Source organism: Streptomyces sp. NPDC021356 (genome assembly GCF_040641015.1).
Lineage (GTDB): Bacteria > Actinomycetota > Actinomycetes > Streptomycetales > Streptomycetaceae > Streptomyces.
Map to the genome: position 1 here is coordinate 42,078 of NZ_JBFACU010000022.1, position 24,669 is coordinate 66,746.

General features: G+C 72.6%; 19 protein-coding genes. 6 read left to right on the top strand and 13 right to left on the bottom strand.

What is annotated here, in order from left to right:
* Nucleotides 1–10 precede the first annotated feature (10 nt).
* The 9 genes from AB0G56_RS27020 to AB0G56_RS27060 form a co-directional block, all read right to left on the bottom strand.
* Nucleotides 11–664, bottom strand: a complete 654-nt coding sequence (locus AB0G56_RS27020; protein WP_360973645.1) for an aminodeoxychorismate/anthranilate synthase component II — start codon at nucleotides 662–664, stop codon at nucleotides 11–13.
* Entirely contained in the window at nucleotides 661–2,139 is a 1,479-nt protein-coding gene (locus AB0G56_RS27025; protein ID WP_360973647.1) for an anthranilate synthase component I family protein, read from the bottom strand. The genes AB0G56_RS27020 and AB0G56_RS27025 overlap by 4 nt, the downstream gene beginning before the upstream one ends.
* Before the next feature lie 17 nt (nucleotides 2,140–2,156).
* Nucleotides 2,157–3,599, bottom strand: coding sequence for an AMP-binding protein (locus AB0G56_RS27030; RefSeq protein WP_360973649.1), 1,443 nt, complete (start codon nucleotides 3,597–3,599; stop codon nucleotides 2,157–2,159).
* Nucleotides 3,596–4,267, bottom strand: coding sequence for a flavodoxin family protein (locus AB0G56_RS27035; protein WP_360973651.1), 672 nt, complete (start codon nucleotides 4,265–4,267; stop codon nucleotides 3,596–3,598). Before AB0G56_RS27035 ends, AB0G56_RS27030 begins: the two co-directional genes overlap by 4 nt.
* Before the next feature lie 251 nt (nucleotides 4,268–4,518).
* Complete coding sequence (locus tag AB0G56_RS27040; protein WP_360973653.1) at nucleotides 4,519–5,763, bottom strand: cytochrome P450; 1,245 nt, start codon at nucleotides 5,761–5,763, stop codon at nucleotides 4,519–4,521.
* Nucleotides 5,760–6,767: a methyltransferase gene (locus AB0G56_RS27045; protein ID WP_360973655.1), complete on the bottom strand. Its 1,008-nt coding sequence runs from the start codon at nucleotides 6,765–6,767 to the stop codon at nucleotides 5,760–5,762. The genes AB0G56_RS27040 and AB0G56_RS27045 overlap by 4 nt, the downstream gene beginning before the upstream one ends.
* A 132-nt stretch (nucleotides 6,768–6,899) precedes the next feature.
* Nucleotides 6,900–9,005: an MMPL family transporter gene (locus AB0G56_RS27050; protein ID WP_360973657.1), complete on the bottom strand. Its 2,106-nt coding sequence runs from the start codon at nucleotides 9,003–9,005 to the stop codon at nucleotides 6,900–6,902.
* Between the two features lie 205 nt (nucleotides 9,006–9,210).
* Nucleotides 9,211–9,999, bottom strand: coding sequence for an alpha/beta hydrolase (locus AB0G56_RS27055; protein ID WP_360973659.1), 789 nt, complete (start codon nucleotides 9,997–9,999; stop codon nucleotides 9,211–9,213).
* A gap of 186 nt (nucleotides 10,000–10,185) precedes the next feature.
* Entirely contained in the window at nucleotides 10,186–11,481 is a 1,296-nt protein-coding gene (locus AB0G56_RS27060; RefSeq protein WP_360973661.1) for an acyltransferase, read from the bottom strand.
* A 237-nt stretch (nucleotides 11,482–11,718) separates the two neighbouring features.
* Here AB0G56_RS27060 and AB0G56_RS27065 point away from each other — a divergent pair, with 237 nt between their 5' ends.
* The 5 genes from AB0G56_RS27065 (at nucleotide 11,719) to AB0G56_RS27085 (ending at nucleotide 17,737) form a co-directional block, all read left to right on the top strand.
* Nucleotides 11,719–13,500 (top strand): non-ribosomal peptide synthetase, encoded by a 1,782-nt coding sequence (locus AB0G56_RS27065; RefSeq protein ID WP_360973663.1) that lies wholly within the window; start codon nucleotides 11,719–11,721, stop codon nucleotides 13,498–13,500.
* Nucleotides 13,497–13,706, top strand: a complete 210-nt coding sequence (locus AB0G56_RS27070; RefSeq protein WP_360973665.1) for an MbtH family protein — start codon at nucleotides 13,497–13,499, stop codon at nucleotides 13,704–13,706. The genes AB0G56_RS27065 and AB0G56_RS27070 overlap by 4 nt, the downstream gene beginning before the upstream one ends.
* A 57-nt stretch (nucleotides 13,707–13,763) precedes the next feature.
* The gene (locus AB0G56_RS27075) at nucleotides 13,764–15,137 is read left to right on the top strand and encodes a condensation domain-containing protein (protein WP_360973667.1); all 1,374 of its coding nucleotides are present in this window, start codon (nucleotides 13,764–13,766) and stop codon (nucleotides 15,135–15,137) included.
* A gap of 45 nt (nucleotides 15,138–15,182) precedes the next feature.
* The gene (locus AB0G56_RS27080; RefSeq protein WP_360973669.1) at nucleotides 15,183–16,415 is read left to right on the top strand and encodes an acyl-CoA dehydrogenase family protein; all 1,233 of its coding nucleotides are present in this window, start codon (nucleotides 15,183–15,185) and stop codon (nucleotides 16,413–16,415) included.
* A gap of 71 nt (nucleotides 16,416–16,486) precedes the next feature.
* On the top strand, nucleotides 16,487–17,737 hold the full coding sequence (locus AB0G56_RS27085) for a cytochrome P450 (protein ID WP_360973671.1): 1,251 nt from the start codon (nucleotides 16,487–16,489) through the stop codon (nucleotides 17,735–17,737).
* A 331-nt stretch (nucleotides 17,738–18,068) separates the two neighbouring features.
* Here AB0G56_RS27085 and AB0G56_RS27090 read toward each other — a convergent pair whose 3' ends face one another.
* From AB0G56_RS27090 to AB0G56_RS27100, 3 genes are all read right to left on the bottom strand, one after another.
* Complete coding sequence (locus tag AB0G56_RS27090) at nucleotides 18,069–19,415, bottom strand: FAD-dependent oxidoreductase (protein ID WP_360973673.1); 1,347 nt, start codon at nucleotides 19,413–19,415, stop codon at nucleotides 18,069–18,071.
* Nucleotides 19,416–19,446: 31 nt separating this feature from the next.
* Entirely contained in the window at nucleotides 19,447–19,872 is a 426-nt protein-coding gene (locus tag AB0G56_RS27095) for an SgcJ/EcaC family oxidoreductase (RefSeq protein ID WP_360973675.1), read from the bottom strand.
* Between the two features lie 62 nt (nucleotides 19,873–19,934).
* Nucleotides 19,935–21,116: an acyl-CoA dehydrogenase family protein gene (locus AB0G56_RS27100; protein ID WP_360973677.1), complete on the bottom strand. Its 1,182-nt coding sequence runs from the start codon at nucleotides 21,114–21,116 to the stop codon at nucleotides 19,935–19,937.
* Between the two features lie 211 nt (nucleotides 21,117–21,327).
* Between AB0G56_RS27100 and AB0G56_RS27105 the strand changes: the two genes are divergently transcribed.
* A complete protein-coding gene (locus AB0G56_RS27105) occupies nucleotides 21,328–22,908 on the top strand; it encodes a 4-hydroxyphenylacetate 3-hydroxylase N-terminal domain-containing protein (protein WP_360973679.1) in 1,581 nt (526 codons plus the stop codon).
* A 6-nt stretch (nucleotides 22,909–22,914) separates the two neighbouring features.
* Here the strand turns inward: AB0G56_RS27105 and AB0G56_RS27110 are convergent, their stop codons facing one another.
* Nucleotides 22,915–24,564 (bottom strand): thiamine pyrophosphate-binding protein, encoded by a 1,650-nt coding sequence (locus AB0G56_RS27110; RefSeq protein WP_360973681.1) that lies wholly within the window; start codon nucleotides 24,562–24,564, stop codon nucleotides 22,915–22,917.
* Between the last annotated feature and the right edge of the window lie 105 nt (nucleotides 24,565–24,669).

Sequence of the window (24,669 nt, forward strand, 5' to 3'; positions counted from 1 at the left end):
CGCGCCCGCTTCAGGCCGCCAGGATGTGGCCCTTTTCGGTAGCGGACTCCCGTACGCCGCGAAGGAAGTTGGTGATCATCCGCATGCCGTGTTCGGTGCGGAAGCTCTCCGGGTGGAACTGGACGGACTCGATGGGCAGCGTCCGGTGGCGCAGCCCCATCACATAGCCGTCGTCGGCGGAGCGGGCGGTGACTTCCAGGCAGGCCGGCACGGTCGTCTCGGGCACGATCAGCGAGTGGTAGCGGGTCGCCGAGAACCGGGCCGGCAGCCCGGCGAACAGGCCGCGTCCGTCGTGGTCGACGGGACTGGCCTTCCCGTGCATCAACCGGCGCGCCGGTATCACGCGGGCTCCGTAGGCACGGCCGATCGCCTGGTGGCCGAGGCAGACGCCGAACAGCGGCAGCCGGCCGGCGAAGGCCTTCACGATCTCGACGTGCCCGCAGTCGTCGGGGTGGCCGGGACCGGGGCCGAGCAGGATCGCGTCGGGTCGACGCCGCTCGACGTCGCTCAGCCGCAGGGCGTCGGAGCGCACCATGACGGGGTCGGCCCCGGCGGACATCAGGTACTGGCGCAGGATGTCGACGAAGCTGTCGAAGGCGTCGACCACCAGGACGCGCGGTCGCGGCCCGGGGCCGGTGGCCGTGGCGCTGGACGGAAGCGTCACAGCAGCTCCTTTCCGGTGACCGCCCAGTGGGCGGCACTCATCTTGGCGAGCGTCTCGCGCCACTCGCTCGCCGGTGCGGAGTCGGCGACGATCCCCGCCGAGGCGCGGGTGCGGTAGGCGCCGTCGTGGTGGAAGAGGGTGCGGATGCACAGCGCGAGGTTGGTGTAGCCGCCTACGTCGATCAGGCCGAGCGCGCCGGCGTAGAGGCCGCGGCGGCTGCGCTCGACGGACTCGATGATCTCCATGGCGCGGATCTTGGGTGTGCCGGTCATGGTGCCGGCGGGGAACAGGGCGGCGATCGCGTCGTAGACGTCCTTGTCCGCCTCGGCCTGTCCGGAGACCGTGGACACCAGGTGCAGGACGTGGGAGTACCGTTCGACGGCGAACTCGTCGGGGACGTCGAGGGAGTCGGCCTCGGCGATCCGTCCGATGTCGTTGCGGCACAGATCCACCAGCATGGTGTGCTCGGCGATCTCCTTGGGGTCGGAGCGCAGTCGCCGGGCGCCCGCCTCGTCGTCGCCGGTGCGCGGCAGCGTCCCGGCGATCGGCCGCATGGTGACGGTGCCGTCCTCGATCCTGACGAACAGTTCCGGGCTCGCGCCGATGACGCGCTGGCCGCCGACGCTGGCCAGGTACATGTACGGGGAGGCGTTGCGGCGGCGCAGCCGCTGGTAGACGTCGACGGGGTCGGCGCCGGAGCGGATGGTCAGTTCGTGGCCGATCTGCACCTGGTAGATGTCGCCGACCGCGATGTGCTCCAGGCAGCGTTCGACGTCGCGGCGGAACGCCTCGGGGTCGGTGTCGTCGCTGACGTCCGCCTCGGGGACGGTGTCCGTCGCGGGTTCGGGGCAGGCGCTCTCGGCGCCTTCGAGCAGCGCGGTGAGTTCCCGCTCGTCCAGCGCAGGCCAGGCGTCGCAGTCGTGCAGCAGCAGTTCGGTGCGGCCCTCGGCGACGTCCCGGACGACCACGCCCTGGTGGAGGACGAGCTGGACGTCGGGCAGGTCGGGCCGCTGCTCGATGAGGTGGGGCAGGTCCTCGACGTAGCGCACGGTGTCGTAGCCGAAGTAGCCGAGGAAGCCGAAGCGGAAGCCGGAGACCGACCCGGGGGCGTCGAACAGCGCATGGACGGTGCGCAGCAGCGGCCACAGGCCGGCGAAGGTCCGCAGCCGCAAGGTGCCGTCGGCGTCCTCGGTGAGCAGCGGCCGGATGCGTTCCATGAGGAGGTCGCGCAGTTCGGGGACGCCCTCGACGCGGACGGCTCCGTCGGTGACCGCCACGGAAAGCAGTGCGCCGAAGCCCACGAACTGGAAGCGGCATTCGCGGATCGGGCCCGCCGCCGATTCGAGCAGATAGACGCCGTCGGCGCCGAAGCGCCCGGCGAGGGCGCGGTAGGCGGGCAGCATCGGCACCTCGGGGATCGGGCGCGTCCGGGTGGTCACCCGGATCGCGTCCGGTGCCGTGCGGGGCTCGGTCATCGGGGGATCCTTAAGGTTCAGGTGGTGATCGCGTAGCGGTGCGCGACCCGCTGGGCGGTGACGGCCGCGCTGTCGGGAGCCGACCGCAGGTCGAGCACGCGGGCCGCCTTCCAGCTCACGAAGGAACCGGTGTGGGTCACCGGGTCGAGTTCGGTCTCGATGACGACCCGGGCGCGGGCTCCGGTGAGCGTGCGCAGCCGGTCGGCCACGGTGCCGGCGGTGGCGTCCGGGTCGGCGGCCCCGGGCAGCAGGTCCATGCGGACGGTGATCTCGTCGCCGCCGTCGCCGGCGCGGTCGATGACGACCTGGTAGCCGAGGCAGCCGCCTACCTGGTCGAGGACCGCCGCCTCCAGTTGTCCGGGGTGGAGGCGGGCCGCGCCGACCGCGATGCGGTCGGCGACCCGGCCGACGACCTCGACGACGGGACCGGGCAGCGGTGCACCGGCCGGTGCGGGGGTGAGGCGGACCAGGTCGCCGGTGCGGTAGCGGATCAGCGGCTTGATGCCGTCGACGAGCATGGTGAGCACCAGTTCGCCCTCGCCGGTGTCGCCGAGCACGGCGCCGGTGTCGGGGTCGATCAGCTCGGTGATGTAGTTGGGGGCCGACAGGTGGAGCCGGCCGTCGTCGGCGCCCGTGGCGATGCACAGCGCCTCCTGGGAGCCGTACAGCGCGGGGCGTACGACGGCCTGGGGCCAGACGCTCGAGACGTTGGCGGCGAACTGCGGGGTGCAGATCTCGCCGAGCACCAGGAACAGCTTCACCGGCAGCCGGGAGAGGTCGTGGCCGTAGTGCAGCGCGGCCTTGGCGAGGCTCAGGCACAGGGCGGGCGCGCAGACCACGACCTCGACGTTCAGTTCCTCGATCAGGCGCAGCGCCTTCTGGAAGCCGACCCGGGGGGACTCGGGCCAGATCTTGACGTGGCAGGCACCGAGGGAGGCGGTGACAGCGCTGAACACGTCGCCGAACGCGTACAGCTCGGAGGGGCCCATCAGGCCGACGACGGGCATGCGGTCGCCGAAGTGGGAGCGCAGCAGCCGCCGCCAGGCCTCCTCGACGGCCGTGTTGGAGGTGGCGATGTCCCGGGGGCCGCGCGGGCACGGTGTGGCGGCGCCGGTGGTTCCGTTGGTCTCGTAGTAGATGCTGGCCTCGCCGACCCGGCCCGACAGCACGTCGTACATCTCGCGGCGCAGATCGTCCTTGGTGGTGAAGGGCAGCGCCGACAGGTCGTCGGCCCTGACGGCGTCGATGTCCACGCCCGCCAGGTGACAGCGGTAGAACGGGGAGCGTTCGGTGACGTGGTGCAGGACGGTGGTCAGCTGCTCCTGGCGCCAGCCGGCGAGTGCGGCGTCGGTGAGGGTGCCGTCGTAGAAGCCCCGGCTGACGTTCCGGTAGACGGCGAGGAAGTCGTCGAGGTCCCGGCCGGGCGCGGGGGCCCGCAGGGACTGCAGCGCGGTGGTCATGCCGTCACCTGCAGCTCGTTCAGGGCGAGTCCGACCCGTTCGTTGACCTCGCCGCTGGCCAGCAGATCGTCGCGGCCGGTCAGCCGGCGGTGCTCGTCGAGCAGCTGGATCATGTCGACCATGCGGTCCACCAGGCGCTCGACGTTCTTCAGGCCCTCGTCGTCCTTGAGCGCGTCGCCCCGGTGCAGCGCGTGCACCGTGGCGGGGAACCCGCTGCCCACCACGATCATCCGGTTGAGCAGGGCGTTGACGGTGAGCTGTGCCCACACCTCGCCGGCGCTGTAGCGGCGGGCGACGGAGATGATGCCGGCGACCTTGTTGCTCAGCGGCCGGTCGAAGCGCAGGTAGCCGACGCCGGCCCGCTCGATGAAGGTCTGCATGAGGCTCGCGGTGCCGAAGCCGTGCACCGGTGCGGCGAAGATGATGCCGTCCGCGTCGATCATCTTCTGCACGACGCCGGGCACCCCGTCCCCCAGCGCGCAGGGGGTCGGGCGGTCGTTGCAGTCGCCGCACGGCCCGCACCGCTCCATCCAGAGGCTGCGCAGGTCGACGGCCTCGAAGTCGACACCACGCTGCTCGGCGATCGCGGCCGCGTGCCGGAGGACGTCGGCGGTGTTGCCGTCCCGCTCCGATCCGTTGATGGCGAGGATCTTCAGACGTGATGTCACGAGGTGTCTCCTTCGAAGGATCCGGCCGGCGCCGGTTTCCGGCGAGCACATTCCCTGCCGTTCTCGGCCCGTTGACTCCCTTGAATCGTCAAGTCTCCGCACGGATCGAGGCATCTTCGTAAATGCTGGATGGACCGATGGCCCCCAACCTGGTAAGGGATCGGGGCCGTCGAGGAGGTGCCGGAGCCACGCCGGTGTGTGCTCGGCCGGCGCTGGAAGGGGGGGGGTGTGTCCGCCGGTGCGGGTGCCGCTCAGGCGGTCACGGCGACGGGGAAGGTGTCGAGGCCGCGGACGACCCAGCGGTCGCGGTAGAGGGGCGGCTCGGTCGCGGCCAGGCCGGGGAACCGGGCGAACAACCGGGGCAGGGCGATCTGCGCCTCCAGGCGGGCGAGCGGAGCGCCGAGGCAGAAGTGGCCGCCGGCGCCGAAGCTCAGGGGCCGGTTGCCGGACCGGTCCGGATCGAATCGGCCCGGGTCGGCGAAGCGCCGCGCGTCGCGGTTGGCGGCGGCCAGGATCAGGGTCAGCCGGGTTCCGGCGGGCACGGCGGTGCCGGCCAGCTCGGTGTCGGCGGCGGCCCAGCGGCTGGTGACGTGCACGGGGGGTTCGAAGCGCAGAATCTCCTCGACGTAGCCCGTGACGAAGTCCGGTTCCGTGCGCAGCCGTTCGGCGAGGACGGGCTGCTCAAGGGCGAGCAGCGCGCCGTGTCCGATGAGGAAGCTCGTCGTCTCGAACCCGGCCGTGAGCAGCACCATCAAGGTGCCCATCAGCTCGTCGTGTCCGAGCCGCTCGGGGTCGTCGTCGTGGGTGCGCACCAGGTGGGTGACGAGGTCGTCGTGGGGATCGCGGCGGCGCCGGTCGGCGAGGTGTGCGAAGTAGGCGGTCATCTCGTCCATCGCCCGGTCGGCGCGTTCCAGGGCGGCGGCGTCGCGGAAGCCGTCCGTGGACACGGCGATGGCCGAGGCCATCTCGCGGAACCACACCTGGTCCTGCTCGGGGAAGCCGAGCATGGTGCTGATCACCGCGACGGGCAGCCGGGAGGCGAACTCGGCGATGAGGTCGACGGCCGAGCCGGCGGTGCCGAGAGCGGCCATGCGGTCGAGCAGCCGCTCGGTCATCTCCTCGATGGCCGAGCGCAGTTCGCGGATCCTCGGCGGGGTGAAGGCGAAGCCGGCCACCGTGCGCAGCCGGGTGTGGTCGGGCGGGTTGCTGTACAGCATGGAGCTGGTGAAGGCGCGTAGCGAGGAGTGCTCCCGCCACCCCGGTGTGCCGGCGTCGTACCGCGCGGCGTCCTGGACGTGCAGGCGGGTGTCGCGCAGCGCGCGGTCGCACTCCTCGTAGCCGACGACGACGAGCTTGCCGGGTCCGATCCGGACGGCTTGGCCCTCGGACCGGATCGCCTCGTACAGCGGGTAGGGGTCCTGGCGGCCGCGGACCGTCGCCAGGGCCGCCCAGGCTCCCTCGGCCGTGGGCGCGGTGGCGCCCGGACGGCGGCTCATCGGGCGGCGGTGAGCTCGATGATCACGGACGGGCCCGCGGGGTGGACGGCGACGACGTCGAGTCCGGCGGCAGTGCCCAGCGCGGTGAACTCGGCGATGCCCCGTTCCTTGGCGCCGTACACACACAGCATGCGCAGGTCCATGCCGGTGTGCGGGGTATGGCCGCCGGAGCCGACGGTTTCGATGACGAAGACCGAGCCGTCCGGGCCGGCCGCCTCGGCGCAGCGCCGCAGGATGGCGGCGGCGGGCTCGTCGTCCCAGTCGTGCAGAACCAGCGACAGCACATAGCCGCCCGCCCCCGGGGGCAGCGGGTCGAAGAAGTTCCCGGCGACGGCGTCGGCGCGGTCCCCCAGCCCGGCGGCGGCGAACCGCTCCTTGGCGGTGCGGGCGGTCTCGGGCAGGTCGACGACGGTGCCCCGGAGGCCGGGGTTGGCGCGCAGCAGCTCGGACAGCAGCGAGCCGTCGCCGCCGCCGACGTCGACGACATGGCCCAGGGACCCCCAGTCGAACCCGGTGACGACGCCCGGGGCGCGTTCGGCCACGTCCGCGCCGAGCAGCTTGTTGAAGGATGCGACGCGGTCGGGTTCGGCGGTCAGGTCCTCCCAGTACTCGCGTCCATAGCGGACCGGGAAGGCGGCCTCGCCGGTGCGGACGCTGTGCAGCAGTTCCACGAACGACAGCTCGCCGCGGCCCGCGCCGTCGATGTCGAACCAGGCCCGGATGCCGGCCGAGTGGCCCTCGCGCAGGGGTTCACCCAGGGGCGTCAGCGCGTAGTGCCCGTTGTCGTCGCGGTCGAGGACGCCCCGGACGGCGAGGTAGCGCAGCAGGCGGTCGAGTGCCTCGGTGTGCGCGCCCGCCGCCTCGGCGAGCTCGGCCGCGGTGCGGCGCCCCGCGGCGATGTGGTCGGCGATCTGCAGCGTGGCCGCCACGCGCACGGCCATCGGCGTGCCCAGGCTCGCCATCGCCCACAGCTTGGCGGCCGAGCCGTCCCCGTCACCCAACACGGCATGTCCTCCCTTGGTCGGCGGCCCCTCCCAGAGCCCGTGGCTTCATCGTCGCGTACGGGTGGTCGGGGGCCATCTCCCTTGTTGCGCTGCTGACTCGGGGGACGGAGACGGACGGTCGGCGCGCCGTTGTCAGACGTTCTCGAGCGTCGGCCGGCGCTCCGGCCCGGGCGCTCGCGTCACCGGCGCCGGCCGGTTCGCGGACAGCCGGCCCGGCGCCCAGAAGCGCGGGCCGAGGTCCAGGGCGAGCGCCGGGACCAGGACCGTGCGGACGAGGAAGGTGTCGATCAGGACGCCGATGCAGACGACGAAGCCCATCTGGGCCATCGCCACCAGGGGCAGTCCGGCGAACACGGCGAACGTCGCGGCGAGCACCAGGCCGGCCGAGCTGATGACCCCGCCGGTGCTGCTCAGGCCGATCAGGATTCCCTTGGTGTGGCCGTGCCGGCCGGTCTCCTGCCTCACCCGGTGCATCAGGAAGATGTTGTAGTCGATGCCGAGGGCGACGAGGAAGACGAAACCCAGCAGCGGTACCGTCCAGTCGACACCGGGGTAGCCCATGACGTGGTCGAACAGGAGGTTCGAGGCGCCGAGGGCGGCGAAGTACGACACGACGACCGTCGCCAGCAGGACGAGCGGCGCGACCAGCGCGCGCAGCAGCCACACGAGCACGAGCAGGACGACGAGCAGCACCAGCGGCACGATGACGTCGAGGTCTCGCGAGGCGGCCTTCTCCTTGTCCAGGGCCTGGGCCGCGGTGCCGCCGACGAGTCCGTCGACCCGGTCCCGCAGGGCCTCGACGGTGTGCTTGGCGGCGGCGCTGTCGGGGGTGCCGGGCAGGACGGCGGCCAACTGGGTGAGGGTGCCGTCCGGGGTACGGCCGACGGTGCTGACCGCACCAACGCCCTTGGTGCCGCGGGCGGCGCGGGCGGCCTCGGCCGCGTCCGGCGTCTTCACGATGATCGTCGCCGGGTCGGCCGAGCCGGACGGGAAGTGCTGCGAGAGCTTCTCCTGGGCGACGACCGACTCCGGCTTGTTCGCGAACCAGTCGCTCTGGCCGAGGCCCATGTCCAGGCCCAGGGCGCCGAGGGCGAGCGCACCGGTGACGGCCAGCGAAGTGATCCACGAGGTGCGGGGCCGGGCCGCGATGGCCTGGCCGACGCGCTCCCACACCGGGCGGGCGGCGCGTACGGGGGTGCCCTCGCGCGGCACGAGCGGCCAGAACACCCAGCGGCCGGCGATGACAAGCAGGGCCGGCAGGATCGTGACCATCGCGAGGAAGCCGCACAGGACGCCGATCACACCGACCATGCCCATGGAGCGCGAGGAGTTGATGTCGGCGAAGGAGAGGCAGGCCAGTCCGATCGCGACGGTGCCCGCGGAGGCGAGGACGGCGGGACCGCTGCGGCGCAGGGCGGCCTGCATGGCGGTGTGCCGGTCCGTGTGGAGGTGCAGTTCCTCGCGGTAGCGGGCGATGAGCAGCAGTGCGTAGTCGGTTCCCACGCCGAAGACGAGGACCATGAGCACGCCGGAGCTCTGCGGGTCGACCTGCAGGCCCGCTCCCTTGGCCAGGAGGTAGGTGCCGGCCTGAGTCAGCACGGAGGCGAAGCCGACGGCGAGCGCGGGGAAGAGCCACAGGACGGGGCTGCGGTAGGTGAGCAGCAGCAGGACGACGACGATGAGGCCGGTGGCCATCATCAGCGTGCCGTCGAGGCTGTCGAAGACGGTGAAAGCGTCGGCGAGCGAGCCGGCGGGGCCGCCGACCTTGGCGTTGAGCCCGGGCGGAGCGTGGGCGCCGGCGATCCGGCGCAACTCGGCGATCTTGTCGGCGACGACCGACTGCTCCTTGCCGGGCAGCGGGACGACGACCATGAGGGCCTTGCCGTCCTTGGACTCGACGGCGGGCGGCACCTGCCGGCCGTCGGCGGCGACCTTCGCGAAGGCGGTGCGGTCGGCCTGAACCTTGGTGCGGGCCTGGTCGCTCAGCGCGCCGGCGCTGCTGTAGACGACGACGGCGGAGGTCAGGTCGTCGGTGCGGAACTTCTCCAGCTCCGTGTTGACCCGGGCGGACTCGGCGCCGCGAGGCAGGAAGGCGTTGGCGCTGGTGTCCTGGACCTCACTGAGCTTGCCGGCGAGCGCGCCGAGCGCCATCACCGCGATCAGCCAGGTCACGAGGACGAGCCATTTTCCGCGACGCCCGCCGGGCACGCCGGCGGCTCGCTCGAGCCATGCTCGCATGGAGATCTCTCCTTCAGGGGGACGTTCCGCGGCCGGGCGCGACGCGGGCCGCACGGCGGGGACGTTTCATCGTCCCGGGCGTTCATCCGGGAGCGCATCTTCCGGATTGCTCAATGCGCGCATGCCGCAGTGCCCGCGGAGCCGCGCTCCACGGGCACTGCGCGGTGCCTCCCGGCCGGTCATGCCGGGCCCGGCCCCGGTGGCCTCAGTTGGCGAAGAAGTTCTTCAGTTCGGGCGCGAGGACGGCCGGTTCGACAGCGATGCCCTGACCGGGCAGCGCGTGCAGGCGAGCATCGGGCAGGGCCGAGGCGACCGCCTTGGCCGAAGTCCGCAGCCACGCGTCGGCCTCGCCACCGTGCACCACGTACACGGGGACGGTGACGGAGGCCAGGTCCTCGGTCGGCAGGGCGAAGTCGTCGCCGACGATGGTCGTGTCGTACGGGAGGGTGTGCGCCAGGGCCTCAAGGCCCGCCCAGAACGGGGCGAACTTCATGCCGGCCACGGCCTCGGCCGGCGCCCCCATGCCCTCGACCATGAAGAACTCGACGGCCTCGGAACGCTGACCGGCGGCGCTCAGCTCGGCGAGCCGGGCGGTGAAGCCGGCGGGCGGACGCGGGCCGGTCTCATCGACGACGAACGGCGGGTCGTAGACGGCGATCTGCGTGATGTTCACCCCCGCGGCAGCGGCCTTGAACGCCAGGGCGCCGCCGGCCGACAGGCCGAACACCCGGGCCGAGCCGCCGGCCTCGGCGATCAGCGCCGCGAGGTCCTCGATCTCGCGTTCCACGGCGTACTCGGCGGCGTCGCCGCTGTCGCCGCGGCCGCGCCGGTCGTAGTTGAAGACAGTGAAGTGGGGGGCCAGTTCCTCGGCCAGCTGCGTCATGGTCGGATGCGCCCGCTCGCTGAAGGAACCGCCGATGAGGATCAGGGGTTCGCCCTCGCCGGAGCGGTCGTAGGCGATCGGGGTGCCGTCGGCGGACTGAACTGTGTTCATCGTTCTCCTGAAGACATGGGGGGCGCGCCGGGCCACGCTGGCGGATGACGGGTTCGTGTGCCCGTCCAGCCTGCGGACGGCGAGGGGCGCGGCGCATCTTCAAAATTGCTGCGTCCGTACCGGCGGCGCGCGAAGCCCCGGAGGCCGGCGGGCCTCCGGGGCGGGGTGGTCCGGTTCGTGTGCTGGTCAGCGCGGTCCGGCGACGGTGTAGGCGTCCTGCGCGGTGGCGGCGGTCCGCGGGATCCCGTTCTTGCGGGCGGCCCAGCGGCCGACGGCGTTCACGATCGGGCGTTCGATGAGGTAGTGGCTCACGGTGGCCGCCAGGATGCTGCCGACGAGTACCGCGGTCATCAGCTCGGGGAAGCCGATCGTGCCGCGCAGCTGGTTCATCAGGGCCGGCTGGGTGCCGAAGACACTGCCCGTCCCGAACCAGAAGTACATGATCGCGAAGTGCCACAGGTAGATGCCGTAGGAGATACGGCCCAGGTAGCGGGAGACGGGGTTGGCGACGATCGCGTCGACGACCCGGGACTTGGCGCCGGGGATCGAGAGCGGCATCACCATCAGGTAGGAGAAGACCAGCAGCAGGAAGTACTGGGTCAGGGCGAGGCCGACGCCCTCGTAGTCGCCATAGCCGGGGCGGCCGAACGGCTGGGTGCAGTTGTAGGCGTAGACGGCCGCCGCGGCGATCCAGAGCAGCAGCGGGTGGTTGGCGGCGACGCGGTACAGGGCGGGCTTGCGGTCGGGCCGCAGCTCGGCGAGGACGTGCAGGAGGGCCATCCCCATGCCGAGGGCGAAGGCTCCGCCGACACCCAGCGGCCACCAGTACTCGTTGGGATAGATGCCCATCTGCGGACGGTGGATGTACCACGTCCACACCGCGGATCCGGCGGTGATGAGCACGAGCGGGACGGCCATGCGGCGCACCTTGCGCACCGGGTCGTCCGTGCCACGGGCCAGCCAGTGCATCAGGATGGCGAGCAGGGGCAGCGCGAGGTAGTACTGCATCTCGGCCGGGACGGTCCAGGCCGGGTCCATGCCGGCGATCCACGTGTAGTCGTACACCTGGAGCATCAGGATCGGCCGCAGCACGTACCAGGCGCTGTGCACGGCGTCGAAGTTGATCAGGAACACGCAGACGAGGGAGAGCAGGATGTAGGCCGGCCACAGCCGCGCCGCGCGCTTGGCGAGGAACGGCCCGACCTTGGGGCGCTCGGCAGCGCCGAGGCTCCACCGGGCGAAGGGCCGGTAGAGCAGCATGCCGGACAGGACGAAGAAGGGGCCGAGCGCCAGCGGTCGCATGCCGGCCAGCACGTCGGCCAGGGCCGGGTTGCCCGGCTTCACCGTGTAGGCACCCATGACTCCGGCGGCGAAGGACGTGTGGACGGCCGCCACTCCGAGGGCACACAGCGCGCGGACACCGTCGAGTCCCCCGACACGCTTGGTCTGGTGGGCCGGTGCCGCGGCCCGCTTGGCATTCACTCGACAGACTCCTCTGCGTCGTCTCGATGGCGTGTTCAGCATGGGCATGGCGTGAATGCGGCGCCATCTTCTGCCGTGCTGAGTTGCCGGGGGCCGCCGCGACCCGGTGGCGAGGCCTCAACCCCCCTTGTGACGCACGGCAATCCAGGAGATGCAGCGCCCGTCGGCCCTGTGTGACCGTTCCGGCTGACCCGTCAGGCCGCCTGCGTGCGGGCTGCCCTCGGCAGGGACGAGCGATTGGACTACACGATGGGTTCCACCTCGATTCACGAACGTTTCGCCGCGCAGGCGCACCGGACGCCGGACGCGGTGGCGGTGTCGGCGGGTGACCTGAGGCTGACCTACCGTCAGCTGGACCAGCGGGCCAACCGTCTCGCCCACCGCCTGCTGGAAGCGGGTGTCGGGCCCGGGGATCCGGTCGCGGTGCTGATGGAACGCTCGGCCGGCCTGGTGGTGGCGATCCTCGCCGCCCTCAAGGCCGGCGCCTTCTACCTGCCGCTGCACAGCGCCCACCCGCTGCCCCTCATGCAGCAGATCATGGACCGGACCGGCTCCCCCGTGCTCCTCACCGACCTGGCGAGCGAGGCACGCGGGCTGCCCCGCACCCGTCAGGTGATCCTGCCCGCCGACGACCGGGCCATGGCCGGGGCACCCGCCACCGATCCGCGTGTCCCGGCCGGGCCGGACGCGCCGGCCTACGTCATCCACACCTCCGGCTCCACCGGGGAGCCGAAGGGCGTCGAGGTCCCCCACCGCGCTGTCCTCGGCCTGGCCGACGACTCCTGCTTCGACGGCGGGGCCCACCGCCGGATCCTGGCCCTCGCCCCGTACGCCTTCGGTGTCTCCACCTACGAGCTGTGGGTCCCGCTGCTGCGCGGCGGCGAGATCGTGCTGCCGCCGCCCGGCGAGCTGGACGTGCGGACGGTACGCCGGCTCATCACCGCGCACGGCATCACCGCGCTGCACGTCACCGCCGGCCTGTTCCGGCTCTTCGCCGACGAGGCCCCGTACAGCTTCGCGCCCGTGCGCGAGGTCCTCACCGGAGGGGACGTCATCTCCCCCACGGCCGTGCGGCGGGTCCTCGACGCCTGCCCGGACCTCGTTGTGCGCGCCATGTACGGCGCCACCGAGGTGTCCTCGTTCGCCGCCTGCGCCACCCTCACCGCGCCCTACGAGCCGACGGCGGTGATTCCCGTCGGCCACCCGCTGGACAGCGTCGACGCGCGGCTGCTGGACGAGGAGATGCGGCCGGTCGCGGACGGCGGGATCGGCGAGTTGTACATCGCCGGTGACCGGCTCGCCCTCGGCTACCACCGGCGGCCGGACCTGACGGCGGAACGATTCGTCGAGGACCCCGGCGCGCCGGGGTCATGGATGTACCGCACCGGCGACCTCATGCGCCGCGGCCCCCGGGGCCTGGAGTTCGCCGGCCGTATCGGCGACCAGGTCAAGATCCGGGGCTTCCGCGTGGAGCCCGCCGAGGTCGAGCACGCGCTGGCGGGACAGCCGGGCGTGGCGCACGCCGCCGTCGTCGCCCAGGCGCAGGAGAGCGGCGAGCGGCGCCTGGTCGCCTACCTCGTGCCCACGACACCGGGCCTGGACGAGGCGGCGCTGAGGGCGGCCGTCGCGGCCGTGCTGCCCGACTACATGGTGCCCGCCGCTTTCGTGGAGCTGGCCGAACTGCCGCTGACGGCCAACGGCAAGCTGGACCGCGCGGCGCTGCCCGTGCCCGTCCCGCGCGCGGCCGCGGACTCCGCCCCGGCGGCCGGCGCACGGCAGGACGCACTGTGCGCGCTGTTCTCCCGGGTGCTCGGCGTACCCGGCGTGGGCGTGGACGACGATTTCTTCGCCCTCGGCGGCGAGTCCCTGCAGGCCGTGCGCCTGGCCTCGCGCATCGAGGCCGAGCTGGGCTATGAGATCTCCGTCGGTGACGTGCTGAACCATCCGACCGTCGCCGAGCTGGACCGCCATATGGACGGACTCGCCCGGGCGGACGGACTCGTGGAGGCAGCGCGATGACCGGCCGGACCGTCCCCGACGGCCGCGCCGGGCGCGCCAGCGTCGTCCTCGTCAACACCCTGGGCCGGCACTCGCTGTGGCCCGCAGACCTCGACACCCCCGCCGGCTGGCCGGTCGTCTACGGCCCGGCCTCCCGCGCGCGGTGCCTGGACTTCATCGACCGGGCCTCGACCCGTCACCCCGCCGCCGCGGCGACCGCCGCCTGAACCCGGCGGCCACGCCCGCCGCTCACCGCCCCGCCACTTCGAGAGGACTCGATCACTGTGAGCATCACCGCCGCACCGCCAAGGGCGGAGACCACCGCCGACCGCATCCCGCTGTCGTACAACCAGGAGTTCCTGCGCGCGTTCGACAAGGGCGAGACGGACGGTGCGTTCGGTCACCGCCACACCCTCGTGTGCGGCTGGCGTGTCACCGGCGCGATCGACCTCGCCGCCCTCCAGCAGGCACTGGACGACGTAGTGGTCCGCCACGAGGTGCTGCGCACCGCGGTGCGCAGCGACGAGCAGGGCGGCCACCAGGTGATCGAGGAGCCGTCGCCGGTCGTGCTGGAGGTGCGGGAGCTGGGCGACGGCGACGGCGCGCCGCGTGACGTGCGCGCCGAGGAGTTCCTGAACGAGCTGGACGCCCGCCCGTTCGAGGTGCGCGAACTACCGCACCTGCGGGCCGCGGTGGGCCGCTTCGACGCCACCGACGCGGTCCTGGTGCTGGCCACCCACCACACCTCCACCGACGCCTGGTCGCTGCAGGTGATCATGCGCGACCTGGCCGCCGCCTACGCGGCCCGCGCGGCGGGCGGGCAGGCCGGGCAGGACGCGGCCGCGCAGTACCAGGAGTTCGCCCGCCGGCAGCAGGAGACCGCCGCGAGCCCGCGGCTGGACCGTGCGCGCGGCTACTGGCGCGAGCGACTGGAGGGAGCGCGGATCACCGGAATCACCTCGGACCGTCCGCGTGACGAGAACCTGGCGAGCGCCTACGGCGTGCACCGGTTCGTGTTCGACGCGCAGCTGTCCTCGGCCGTCCTGAGGTCCGCCCGGGACACCCGCTGCACGCCGTTCATGGTGATGGCCGCCGCCTACGGCGTGCTGCTGCGCGAGCGCACCGGTACCACCGACGTGGTCTTCCCGACCTTCTCCTCGGGCCGCTACGAGGAGCGGTTCATGGATGCGGTCGGCCCGTTCTTCAACTTCATGCCCGTCCGGATCGACACCACCGGCTGCGCCACCCTGGGCGAGGTACTGGACCGGGCCCGCGAGGCCTGCGTGGGCGCCTACCGGCACGAGATCCCCTTCGCCCGGATCGCCGAGGACAGCCCCGCGCTGCTCGCGCCGTTCGCCGACGGGTCCCTCGCCGTCGTCGCGTTCGAGGTACTGCAGACCGCGTTCCCGATGGAGGGGACGGACGCCGGCGGCCTCGCGTTCGCCGAGATCCGGCAGCGGACGCTGTCTCAGCAGGTCAGCTCGGCCATCCCGGACGGCGGCCTGTGGGCGATGGACGTGCTGCCGAACGGGCAGCTCGCCGGAAGCCTGAAGTTCGACCACCACCGCTTCGACGAGTCCACCGCGGCCGAGCTGGTGGCCCGCTTCCGCGATCTGCTGAGCATGCTGGCCGACGCGCCCCACACCCCGCTGGACTGACCCGCGGGAGCCGAGCCCCTTCGACGCCAAGAGGACCGACCGACGATGACTACCCTGGCCCCCTCCGCCTCCGTGGCTCCCCCGGAGCCCGGCCTGACCTGCGAGGAGATCGTCGCCCGGGCCGAGGCCCTGGCCGCGACTCTGGTCGAGCGGCAGGCCGAGACCGAGCGGCGCGGCTTCTACGCCGAGGACACCCACGAGGCCTTCGCCCGCGCCGGTTTCTACCGGATCCTCGTGCCGCGCCGTTACGGCGGTTACGAGTTCGGCCCGGAGACCTTCGTGAAGGTCTCCATGGCGCTGGCCCGCGGCTGCCCGTCGACCGGCTGGATGTACCTCTTCGGCGCGGCACACGCGCTGGTGGTGGGCACCCTGTTCGACGAGGCCACCCAGACGGAGCTGTTCGCCGGCGGCGACTTCATCTGCCCGGCGACGGTCGCCCCGGCGGGCTCCGCCCGGCCCGACGGCGAGGGCGGCTGGTTGCTCGACGGCACTTGGAACTACTGCTCCGGCGCCCCCTACGCCACCCACTTCATCGGCCACACCCTGGTGGCCCAGGGCGAGGGCGAGCCGCCCGCACCGATGCTGTTCATCGCCCGGCGCGAGCAGTTCGAGCGCCTGGACGACTGGGGTGCCCAGCTCGGCCTGAAGGGCAGCGGCTCGCACAGCATCCGCATCGAGGGCGGCCGGGTGCCCGGCCGCCACACGCTCGGCGGGCACCTGAGCCAGCTGGCGGTCACCGAGGACCTCCCGGGACGCGCTCTGCACGGCCCCGAGTACGGCGGCGGTCCGCTCAGCTTCATGCTGCTGGAGCTCGGCGTGCTCGCGGTCGGCATGGCCAAGGGCGCGCTGGACGCGTACGAGGAGCTGATGCGCTCCCGGACGACGGCGTTCTTCCCCATCGTGCCGCGCACCGAGGACCCCGACTTCCAGTTCCGCTACGGCGAGGCCACCGGCATGATCGCCACGGCCGAGGCGGCGGTGCTGCACGCCACGCAGCAGTGGCAGGAGCTGTGCCGCAAGGAGGCGGCGGCCTTCACCCGCGAGGAGGAGCTGCGGCTCGCCACCATCAGCCGGGAGGCGGTGCGGCTGGCCTGGCGGGCGGTCGAGGGGCAGCTGTTCCCGACCGCCGGGTCCAGTTCGGTGCGGGCCGGGGAGCGTATCGAGCGGGTCTGGCGCGACCTGTCCACGCTGCACAGCCACGCCGGGAACGGCGTCTTCCTCTCCTCGCTCGCGGGCCGCGAGCTCGCCCGGGCGCACTTCGGCACCGACGCCCGGTGAGCGCCGCCGCGCTGCGCCCCTGGACACCGCGTCCGCACACGAGTCCACGTCCGACAGATCGGGATGAACCCATGGAACAAGGCTGCCCCTTCGCTCTCGACACCACCGGCCGCGACATCCACGGCGAGGCCGCGGCACTGCGGGCACAGGGCCCGGCGACCCGGGTGGAACTGCCGGGCGGTGTGTTCGCCTGGTCGCTGAACGGCCACGCGGTGATCAAACAGGTGCTGGCCGACCCGCGCGTGACGAAGAGCGCCCGTGCCCACTGGCCCGCCTTCGTCAACGGGGAAGTGCCGCCGGACTGGGAACTGATCAGCTGGGTCGCGATGGACAACATGGTGACGGCCTACGGCAAGAACCATGTGCGGCTGCGCAAGCTGGTCGGCGCGGCGTTCACCCCGCGCCGCGCCGAGGCGTTCCGGCCCCGCGTGGAGGAGCTGACCGACCAGCTGCTGGACGCGCTGGAGCAGGCGGGGCCGGGCGAGACGGTGGACCTGCGCGAGCGGTTCGCCTACCCGCTGCCGGCCCGGCTGGTGGCCGACCTGATCGGCATGCCGGAGGAGGCCCGCGCCAAGACCGCCAAGGTCATCGACGCGATGGTGGACACCACCATCACCCCCGAGCAGGCCCAGGCCGTGCTGGCGGGCTGGCGCGGCGCGATGGCCGACCTGATAGCCGACAAGCGGCGCGAGCCGGGCGAGGACATCACCAGCGACCTGGTCGCCGCACGCGACGAGGACGGCTCGCGGCTGTCCGAGGACGAGCTGACCGACACGATCTTCGCGATCCTCGGGGCCGGCTCGGAGACCACGATCAACTTCTTCGACAACGCCATCACCGCGCTGCTGAGCGACCGTTCCCAGCTGGAGCTGGTCCGCTCCGGGCGCGCCACCTGGGACGACGTGATCGACGAGACGCTGCGGGTGGAGTCGCCGCTCGCGCATCTGCCGCTGCGGTACGCGGCGCAGGACATCGAGCTGGACGGGGTGACCATCCCGAAGGGCGACCCGATCCTGGTGAACTACGCGGCAGTGGGCCGCGACCCCGCGCTCCACGCCGAGGCGCCGGAGACCTTCGACCTCACGCGGACCGACAAGTCCCACCTGTCGTTCGGGTTCGGCCCGCACTACTGCATGGGCGCGGGCATCGCCCGCCTGGTGGCCACCACCGGCCTGTCCCGGCTGTTCGAGCGCTTCCCGGACCTGGAGCTGGCCGTGGAGCGCGACGCGCTGCAGCCGCTGCCGACATTCATCATGAACGGCCACCGCAGCCTGCCGGTGCGGCTGACCGCGAAGGTGCCGGCGGGCGCGGGCGCCCGCTGACCGTCGCACGCCGAAGGGCCGCCCGGGACGGGACGTCCCGGGCGGCCCTTCGCGCTGCCGTGCCGCCGGCCGCCGACATCCCGGCGGCACACGTGAGCCCGCCCCGCGGCGGACGCGGGACGGGCACGTGACGCACGGCGGGGAGGTGCCGTAGGGCGGGACAGGCCAGTGCCCCAGCAGGCAACGTTCGCCCCGTCGCGACGCCCGGCACGCACTCTCGCCGCACCGGCCGAAAGCCCGAGTACGCCCAGTACGAGGACTTCCGGCCGGGCACCCCGAGAGCACGCACCGGACGCCGCTCCTTGACGGGCAAACGTTGCCTGCTGGGGCACTAGGCGGCGAGGGGTGCCGCGGCCCTGGCCGCGCCTTCCTCGACCCGGCGCAGCATGTCCGGGCTCATCAGCGCGTCCGGTGTGGCGACCAGGCCAGCGACCCGCATGAACGTGGCCGTGACCTCGCCGTCGACGACGGCGGCGGCGTGCAGCGCGGCCATGAACGCACCGGACGCCTCCCACTGCGGGGTACGCTCGCCCTCGACCTCGGGGTAGCCGAGGTCGGCGCCGGCGGAGAACTGCCACGGCACCTCGATGACCTGCGCGATGTCCGCGAGGAACGTCTTCGGGTCCACCTCGCCGTGGCTCAGGTGCTCGCGCAGTACCAGCGCCTCCAGCGCGGCCACGGTCATGCCCTGCCCGTACACCGGGTTGAAGCTGCACGCGGCGTCGCCCAGGACCAGGAAGCGGTCCGGGAAGCGGGACAGCCGCTCGTAGCGGCGGCGCTGGCTGGCCGGGTAGCGGAAGACCGCGCCGTCGTCGACCGGCTCGGCGTCGTGGATGACGTCGTGGATGTCGGAGACCGGCAGCGTGCGGGTCCACTCCAGGAAGCCCTGGAGGTCGGCGGGGGCACTGTCGCCGAGGACGCCGGTGAGGGAGACCACGACGAGGCCGCCCTCGATCCGGGACAGGAACGCGCCGCGCCGGTGGCTCGGCGAGGAGACGGGGTTGATCGACAGGTCGCCGTCGAGCGCCGCGTCGTCGCGCAGCCGGAACTTCCGTGTGGTGTAGCTGAGGTCGATGCGGATGCGCTCCTCGTCGGGGCGCTCGTAGCCGAACTCCTCCAGCCACAGCGGGGCGCGCGAGCCACGCCCGGTGGCGTCGACGACGAGGTCCGCCTCGATCGTCCGCTCCTCGGCCCCCGGCTCCTGGGACTGCACGCGGACCCCGGTGACCGTGTCGCGCATGTCGTCGGCGACCAGCCCGACGATGTCGTGCCGCTCCAGCAGGACCACGCCGGGCAGTGCCGCAACCCGCTCGCGCACCCGGCTCTCCAGCACCGGGCGCGTGGCCGAGACGCAGATCAGCCCGGTCGTACCGGGACTGAGCCGGCGGCCGTTGAAGAACCAGCGCAGTTCGCCCAGGTCTCCGGTCGGGACGCCCGCCTCGACGGCCTCGCCGGTGAAGCCGGGGAACAGCTCGTCGAGGATCTGCTGGCCGCGGGCGAGCAGTCCGTGGACGTGGCGTCCCTGTCCCACGCCCTTGCGGGGCGTGGTCGTTCCACTGATCGTGTCGCGCTCCACGACGAGCACCTCGTCGTAGGAGTCGGCGAGCACACGCGCGGCCAGGAGCCCCGCCATGCTGCCGCCGAGCACCACCGCGCGCTCGCCCACCCTGTCGGTCATGGACTCAACCTCTTCTGCGATGGGGACGCCGTCAGGCGGCGTGGCGCGGGCTGTTCTGGTACGCGGCGAGGAACCACTGGCCCTCGCGCTTGACGACGACCCAGGAGGCGTGGACGGCGCGCTCGGCGCTCGGCTCGCTCTCGCCGGGGGCGAGGATGCCGCCCTGGGTGATCAGGATGCCGGACTCGCTGTCGGCGAAGCGCAGGTCGACGGGTGTACCGGTGACGCGGGTGCCCTTGAAGGGGCCCTGGAACGCCTGGGTCAGGAAGGCCCGGATGGCTTCCCGGCCCTTCTGGAAGTGGCCGGGGATGATCATCGTGCCGTCGGGGGTGAAGACGTCGGCGAAGGCGTCCGCGTCGTGCGCGGCCCACGCCTCGACGACGCGCTGGGGCAGCGCGGCGACGGCGGCCTTGTCCTCGTCGGTCACGGCGGCGGTCACGATGGTCTGCGCGGTCATGTGCTGCTCCTGGGTGGTCGGTCGGAGGTGTCCGAGCGGGGTGTCGGGTGGGCTGAAGGCGCTCAGATGTAGAGCGTGTTGGGCTCAAGACCGCACAGGACGCGGCCGTACAGCTCGTTGTTGGTGTCCGGGTTCATCAGCGCGTGCAGGCTGACGGCCTGGATGTCGCGGCTGATCCGCTGCATCGGGACGTCGCGGTAGATGGAGGAGCCTCCGGAAGCGGCGGCGAGGATGCCGACGGCCTCCTTGGCGAGGCGGACCACGGCGCCCATGTCGGCGCGGGCGCGGGCCCGCTCCTCCAGGGTGAATTCCTCGCCGGCCAGGCCCTTGGCGTCGACGAGGTCGGCCAGCCGACAGGCGTGGAACTCGGCCTGGTCGATCTTCAGGGTGGCCTCGGCGACCTGGTGGTGAGTCAGCGGAGCCTGGGCCTGGGATTCGTAGGCGGTGTAGGTGAGGGTGCGGTCGGGAAGCCGCTCGAAGAAGACGTCCCGCGCGGCGCGGGCGAGGCCGAGGACGGTGCCGACGGAGGAGGCGGAGGCGACCGGCAGCAGCGGGACGCGGTAGACGGGGCTCGCGGCGTTCAGCTCGGAGGCGTACCGGCCCCGCAGGATCGCGGGGAGCGGGATCACCCGCTCCTGCGGGACGAAGACGTCCTGGGCGACGGTGCTGACGCTGCCGGTGCCGCGCAGCCCGGAGGTGTCCCAGTCGTCGATGATCTGCAGGTCCGACATGGGTACGAGGGCCATCACCGGAAGGTGCTGCCCGTCGGGCGTCGGCTGGACGGCGATGATCTCCTGCCAGTGGGCGTGGTGGGCGCCGCTGACGAAGCCCCACTTGCCGTTGACGACGATGCCGCCCTCGGCGGGCGAGGCCAGTGCGGAGGGGCTGAGCGTGCCGCAGATGCGCACGTCGGGGGTGGCGAACACCTCGTCCTGGACGCTGTCGGGGAACAGGCAGGCCATGAAGGTGGGGATCCAGTAGACCGACGTCGTCCATGCGGCCGCCCCGTCGGCGCGGCCGAGTTCGGCGGCGACCTCGACCAGGGTGCGGGTGTCCGCCTCGTAGCCGCCGTACCGCTTGGGCACGCGCAGCTTGAACAGTCCCGCCCCGGCGATCGCCTCGATCGTCTCGTCCTGCAGCCGCCGGTCCTCCTCCGCCTGCGCGGCGTTCTTCTTCAGAAGCGGTGCGAGGTCGCCGGCGCGCTGCACCAGGTGCGCTCGCGTGGGGATGTCGGCGGTGAGCATCGTGGGTCCTCCCGAAGGTACACAGGTGCCGGTCGCCGAAAGCGGGACCGGGTCGCGCCACCGACGCTCACATCGCAGCGGCCCTCGGGGCACCTCTTGTGTTGCGAAGTCGGGCCGGTCGCCGCGACTTCGGCACGTCAGCGCGGGGACCGGCCCGCTGCCGCACGCAGCAAGAAGCCTTCCCGGGCCGGCGGCTGCCACGATGAGGCCCATGACGGATCAGCAGCACGCCGGGCGAGGGCGCGAGAAGGCGACGGCCGGCCGCCCGTTGACGGGCGACGAGTACGTCGAGAGCCTTCGCGACGACCGCGAGGTGTACCTGTACGGGGAGCGCGTCAAGGACGTCACCGCGCACCCGGCCTTCCGCAACCCGGTGCGGATGACGGCACGCCTGTACGACGCGCTGCACGACCCGGCCCACCGCGAGGTGCTCACCACCGCGACCGACACCGGCAGCGGCGGCTTCACCCACCGGTTCTTCACCACGCCCCGCAGCGCCGAGGACCTGGTGGCCGACCAGAAGGCGATCGCCGCGTGGTCCCGGATGAGCTACGGCTGGATGGGGCGCAGCCCCGACTACAAGGCCGCCTTCCTCGGCACGCTCGGCGCCAACGCCGACTTCTACGCCCCCTTCTCGGACAACGCGCGCCGTTGGTACCGCGAGTCGCAGGAGAAGGTCCTGTACTGGAACCACGCGATCGTGCATCCGCCGGTCGACCGCAGCCGCCCGGCGGACGAGGTCTCCGACGTCTTCGTGCACGTGGAGAAGGAGACCGACGCGGGGCTGGTCGTCAGCGGCGCCAAGGTGGTCGCCACCGGTTCGGCGCTCACCCACCACAACTTCATCGCCCACTACGGCCTGCCGGTGCGCAAGAAGGAGTTCGCGCTGGTCGCGACGGTGCCGACGGGTGCGCCGGGCGTGAAGCTGATCTGCCGTCCGTCCTACACGGCGATGTCCGCCGTGATGGGCAGCCCCTTCGACTACCCGCTGTCGTCGCGGCTGGACGAGAACGACACGATCCTCGTCCTGGACAAGGTCCTCATCCCGTGGGAGGACGTGTTCATCTACGGCGACACGGCCAAGATCCAGATGTTCTCCGGGCAGTCGGGCTTCCTGGAGCGCTTCACCTTCCACGGCTGTGTACGCCTCGCCGTGAAGCTGGAGTTCCTCGCCGGCGCGCTGGCCAAGGCGCTGGAGATCACCGGGACACAGGACTTCCGCGGGGTGCAGACCCGTCTCGGCGAGGTGCTCGCCTGGCGGAACCTGTTCTGGGGGCTGTCGGACGCGGCCGCGCGCAACCCGGTGAAGTGGCGCAACGGGGCGGTGCTGCCCAACCCGCAGTACGGCATGGCCTATCGCTGGTTCATGCAGATCGGCTATCCCCGGATCAAGGAGATCGTCCAGCAGGACGTCGCCAGCGGCCTGATCTACCTGAACTCCAGCGCCGACGACTTCAAGAACCCGCAGATCCGTCCGTACCTCGACAAGTACATGCGCGGCTCGGGCGGCGTCGAGGCCGTCGAGCGCGTCAAGGTGCTGAAGCTGCTGTGGGACGCGGTGGGCACCGAGTTCGGCGGCCGGCACGAGCTGTACGAGCGCAACTACTCGGGCAACCACGAGAGCGTGCGCACCGAGTTGCTGTTCGCGCAGACGGCGAGCGGGCAGATCGACGACTACAAGGCGTTCGTCGACCAGTGCCTGTCCGAGTACGACCTGGACGGCTGGACGGTGCCGGATCTCGACTCGTTCCCGGGACTGCGCGAGGCCCGCGGGGGCCTGCTCGGCGGCTGAGGGGCCTCAGGTCCGTTCCAGCAGGTCGGCCAGGAACGGCGCGATCACGCCGGGCACCACCTTGCAGTCCAGGACGAGGGTGCCCGGGCAGCCGGCCGCGCGCCACCGCTCTACGGCGTCGAGGTCGTCCGGGCGGCGCACGGTGACCGCCGTGGCGCCCAGGCCGCGGGCCACCGTGGCGAAGTCGGTGTCGGCGAAGGACAGCGTCGCCGGGTCGGCGCCCTGCGGCGCGTACATGTGCTCCTCGAAGCCGTAGGCCGCGTCGTCGTAGACGACGACGAGTGCCGGCCGGCCCGAGCGCACCAGCGTGTCCAGCTCGGGCAGGCCCATGAGCGCGCCGCCGTCGCCGACCGCAGCCACGGTCAGCCGGCCGGGGCGGCCCACCGCCGCGCCGACCGCGCCGGCCAGGCCCAGGCCGATGCTCTGGAAGGCGGCACCGGTGAAGACGAACCCGGCCGGGTCGGGCACCGGCCAGTACATCCCGGGCCAGGCGATGAAGTGCCCGCCGTCCAGCACCAGTGTGCGTTCCTCGGGCAGCAGCGCGGCCAGGGAACGGGTCAGGGTGCGCGGGTCGATCCGGTCTGCGGTGGACGCGTCCTCGTGTGCGAGGTCCGCCCATCCCGCTCGCGCCCGCGCGGCCCGCCCGGCGCACCGCCCGCGCCAGTCCGCCACGGGCAGCCCCCGCTTCTCCACCGCGTCGAGCAGCCGTACGGCGACGGCGTGGGCGTCGCCGCGCACCACGTGGTCGGCGCGCCGCGCCCGCTTCTGCCCGTCGATGTCGACCTGGACGACGGTGGCTGCCGGGTCGAGGATCCGGCCTCCGTGCAGGGTGAAGGTGTCCAGGCTCGCACCGAAGGCGACGACGACGTCGGCCTCGCCCATCAGGTCGGCGGCGGCCGGTGCCGCGAAGCCGCCGCAGACCCCGAGCGACCAGGGGCTGTCCCGGAACAGCCCGGCGGCCATGACGGTGGTGGCGAAGAGGGAGCCGAGACGGTCGCCGAGTTCGCGCAGGATCTTGCCGGCGCCGGAGTGCCAGGCGCCCAGCCCGGCCAGGAGCAGCGGGCGGCGCGCCCCGGCCAGGGCGTCGAGGAGCGGCTCCAGGTCCGGTTCGTCCAGGGCGTCCCACGTGCCCGCCTCGGCCTGCGCGACGGTGCCCGGCGTGTCGGGCAGCACATGGTCGACCAGGTCGCCGGGCAGGAACACGGCGACGGGGCGGCGCTCCTTTCGGGCGGTGCGTACGGCCGCGGCGGTGTCGGTGCGGGCGGTGCGCGGTCGGGTGAGCCGGACGACGCGGACGCCGAGCGCGGCCAGGAGCGCACTCTGGTCGATGTCGTGCGGCCTCGGGCCGCTCACCGGGGCGTCGCCGCACACCAGGACGACCCCGCTGCGGTTCTTGGCCGCGTCCGCCAGCGCGGTGGCCGTGTTGGTGATGCCGGGCCCGTGGGTGGTGGTGCAGACGGCGACGTCGCCGGTCGCCCGGAAGTAGGCGTCGGCCATCGCCATGGCCCCGCCCTCGTGCCGGGCCGCCGTGTACCGCACGCCGGCCGCGGTGAGCGCGGCCGTGGCCAGGATGTTCCCGCCGCCCACCACCCCGAACGCGTGCCGGATGCCGCTGTCGGCGAGGGTCTGCCCGACGGCCTGCGCGAGTGTGGTCATGCGTGACTCCATGGGTTGCGTCAGACGACTTGGAGCTCCGAACAAAAGTGGGCCCCGGCGGCCCCCACTTTTGTTCGGAGCTCTTACTGATCAGGCGGGACGTGC

Coding starts and splice junctions, on each gene's coding strand:
- AB0G56_RS27025 (WP_360973647.1), bottom strand. CDS start 2,139: ATGACCGAGCCCCGCACGGCACCGGACGCGATCCGGGTGACCACCCGG.
- AB0G56_RS27030 (WP_360973649.1), bottom strand. CDS start 3,599: ATGACCACCGCGCTGCAGTCCCTGCGGGCCCCCGCGCCCGGCCGGGAC.
- AB0G56_RS27040 (WP_360973653.1), bottom strand. CDS start 5,763: ATGAGCCGCCGTCCGGGCGCCACCGCGCCCACGGCCGAGGGAGCCTGG.
- AB0G56_RS27050 (WP_360973657.1), bottom strand. CDS start 9,005: ATGCGAGCATGGCTCGAGCGAGCCGCCGGCGTGCCCGGCGGGCGTCGC.
- AB0G56_RS27055 (WP_360973659.1), bottom strand. CDS start 9,999: ATGAACACAGTTCAGTCCGCCGACGGCACCCCGATCGCCTACGACCGC.
- AB0G56_RS27070 (WP_360973665.1), top strand. CDS start 13,497: ATGACCGGCCGGACCGTCCCCGACGGCCGCGCCGGGCGCGCCAGCGTC.
- AB0G56_RS27080 (WP_360973669.1), top strand. CDS start 15,183: ATGACTACCCTGGCCCCCTCCGCCTCCGTGGCTCCCCCGGAGCCCGGC.
- AB0G56_RS27085 (WP_360973671.1), top strand. CDS start 16,487: ATGGAACAAGGCTGCCCCTTCGCTCTCGACACCACCGGCCGCGACATC.
- AB0G56_RS27090 (WP_360973673.1), bottom strand. CDS start 19,415: ATGACCGACAGGGTGGGCGAGCGCGCGGTGGTGCTCGGCGGCAGCATG.
- AB0G56_RS27095 (WP_360973675.1), bottom strand. CDS start 19,872: ATGACCGCGCAGACCATCGTGACCGCCGCCGTGACCGACGAGGACAAG.
- AB0G56_RS27100 (WP_360973677.1), bottom strand. CDS start 21,116: ATGCTCACCGCCGACATCCCCACGCGAGCGCACCTGGTGCAGCGCGCC.
- AB0G56_RS27105 (WP_360973679.1), top strand. CDS start 21,328: ATGACGGATCAGCAGCACGCCGGGCGAGGGCGCGAGAAGGCGACGGCC.
- AB0G56_RS27110 (WP_360973681.1), bottom strand. CDS start 24,564: ATGACCACACTCGCGCAGGCCGTCGGGCAGACCCTCGCCGACAGCGGC.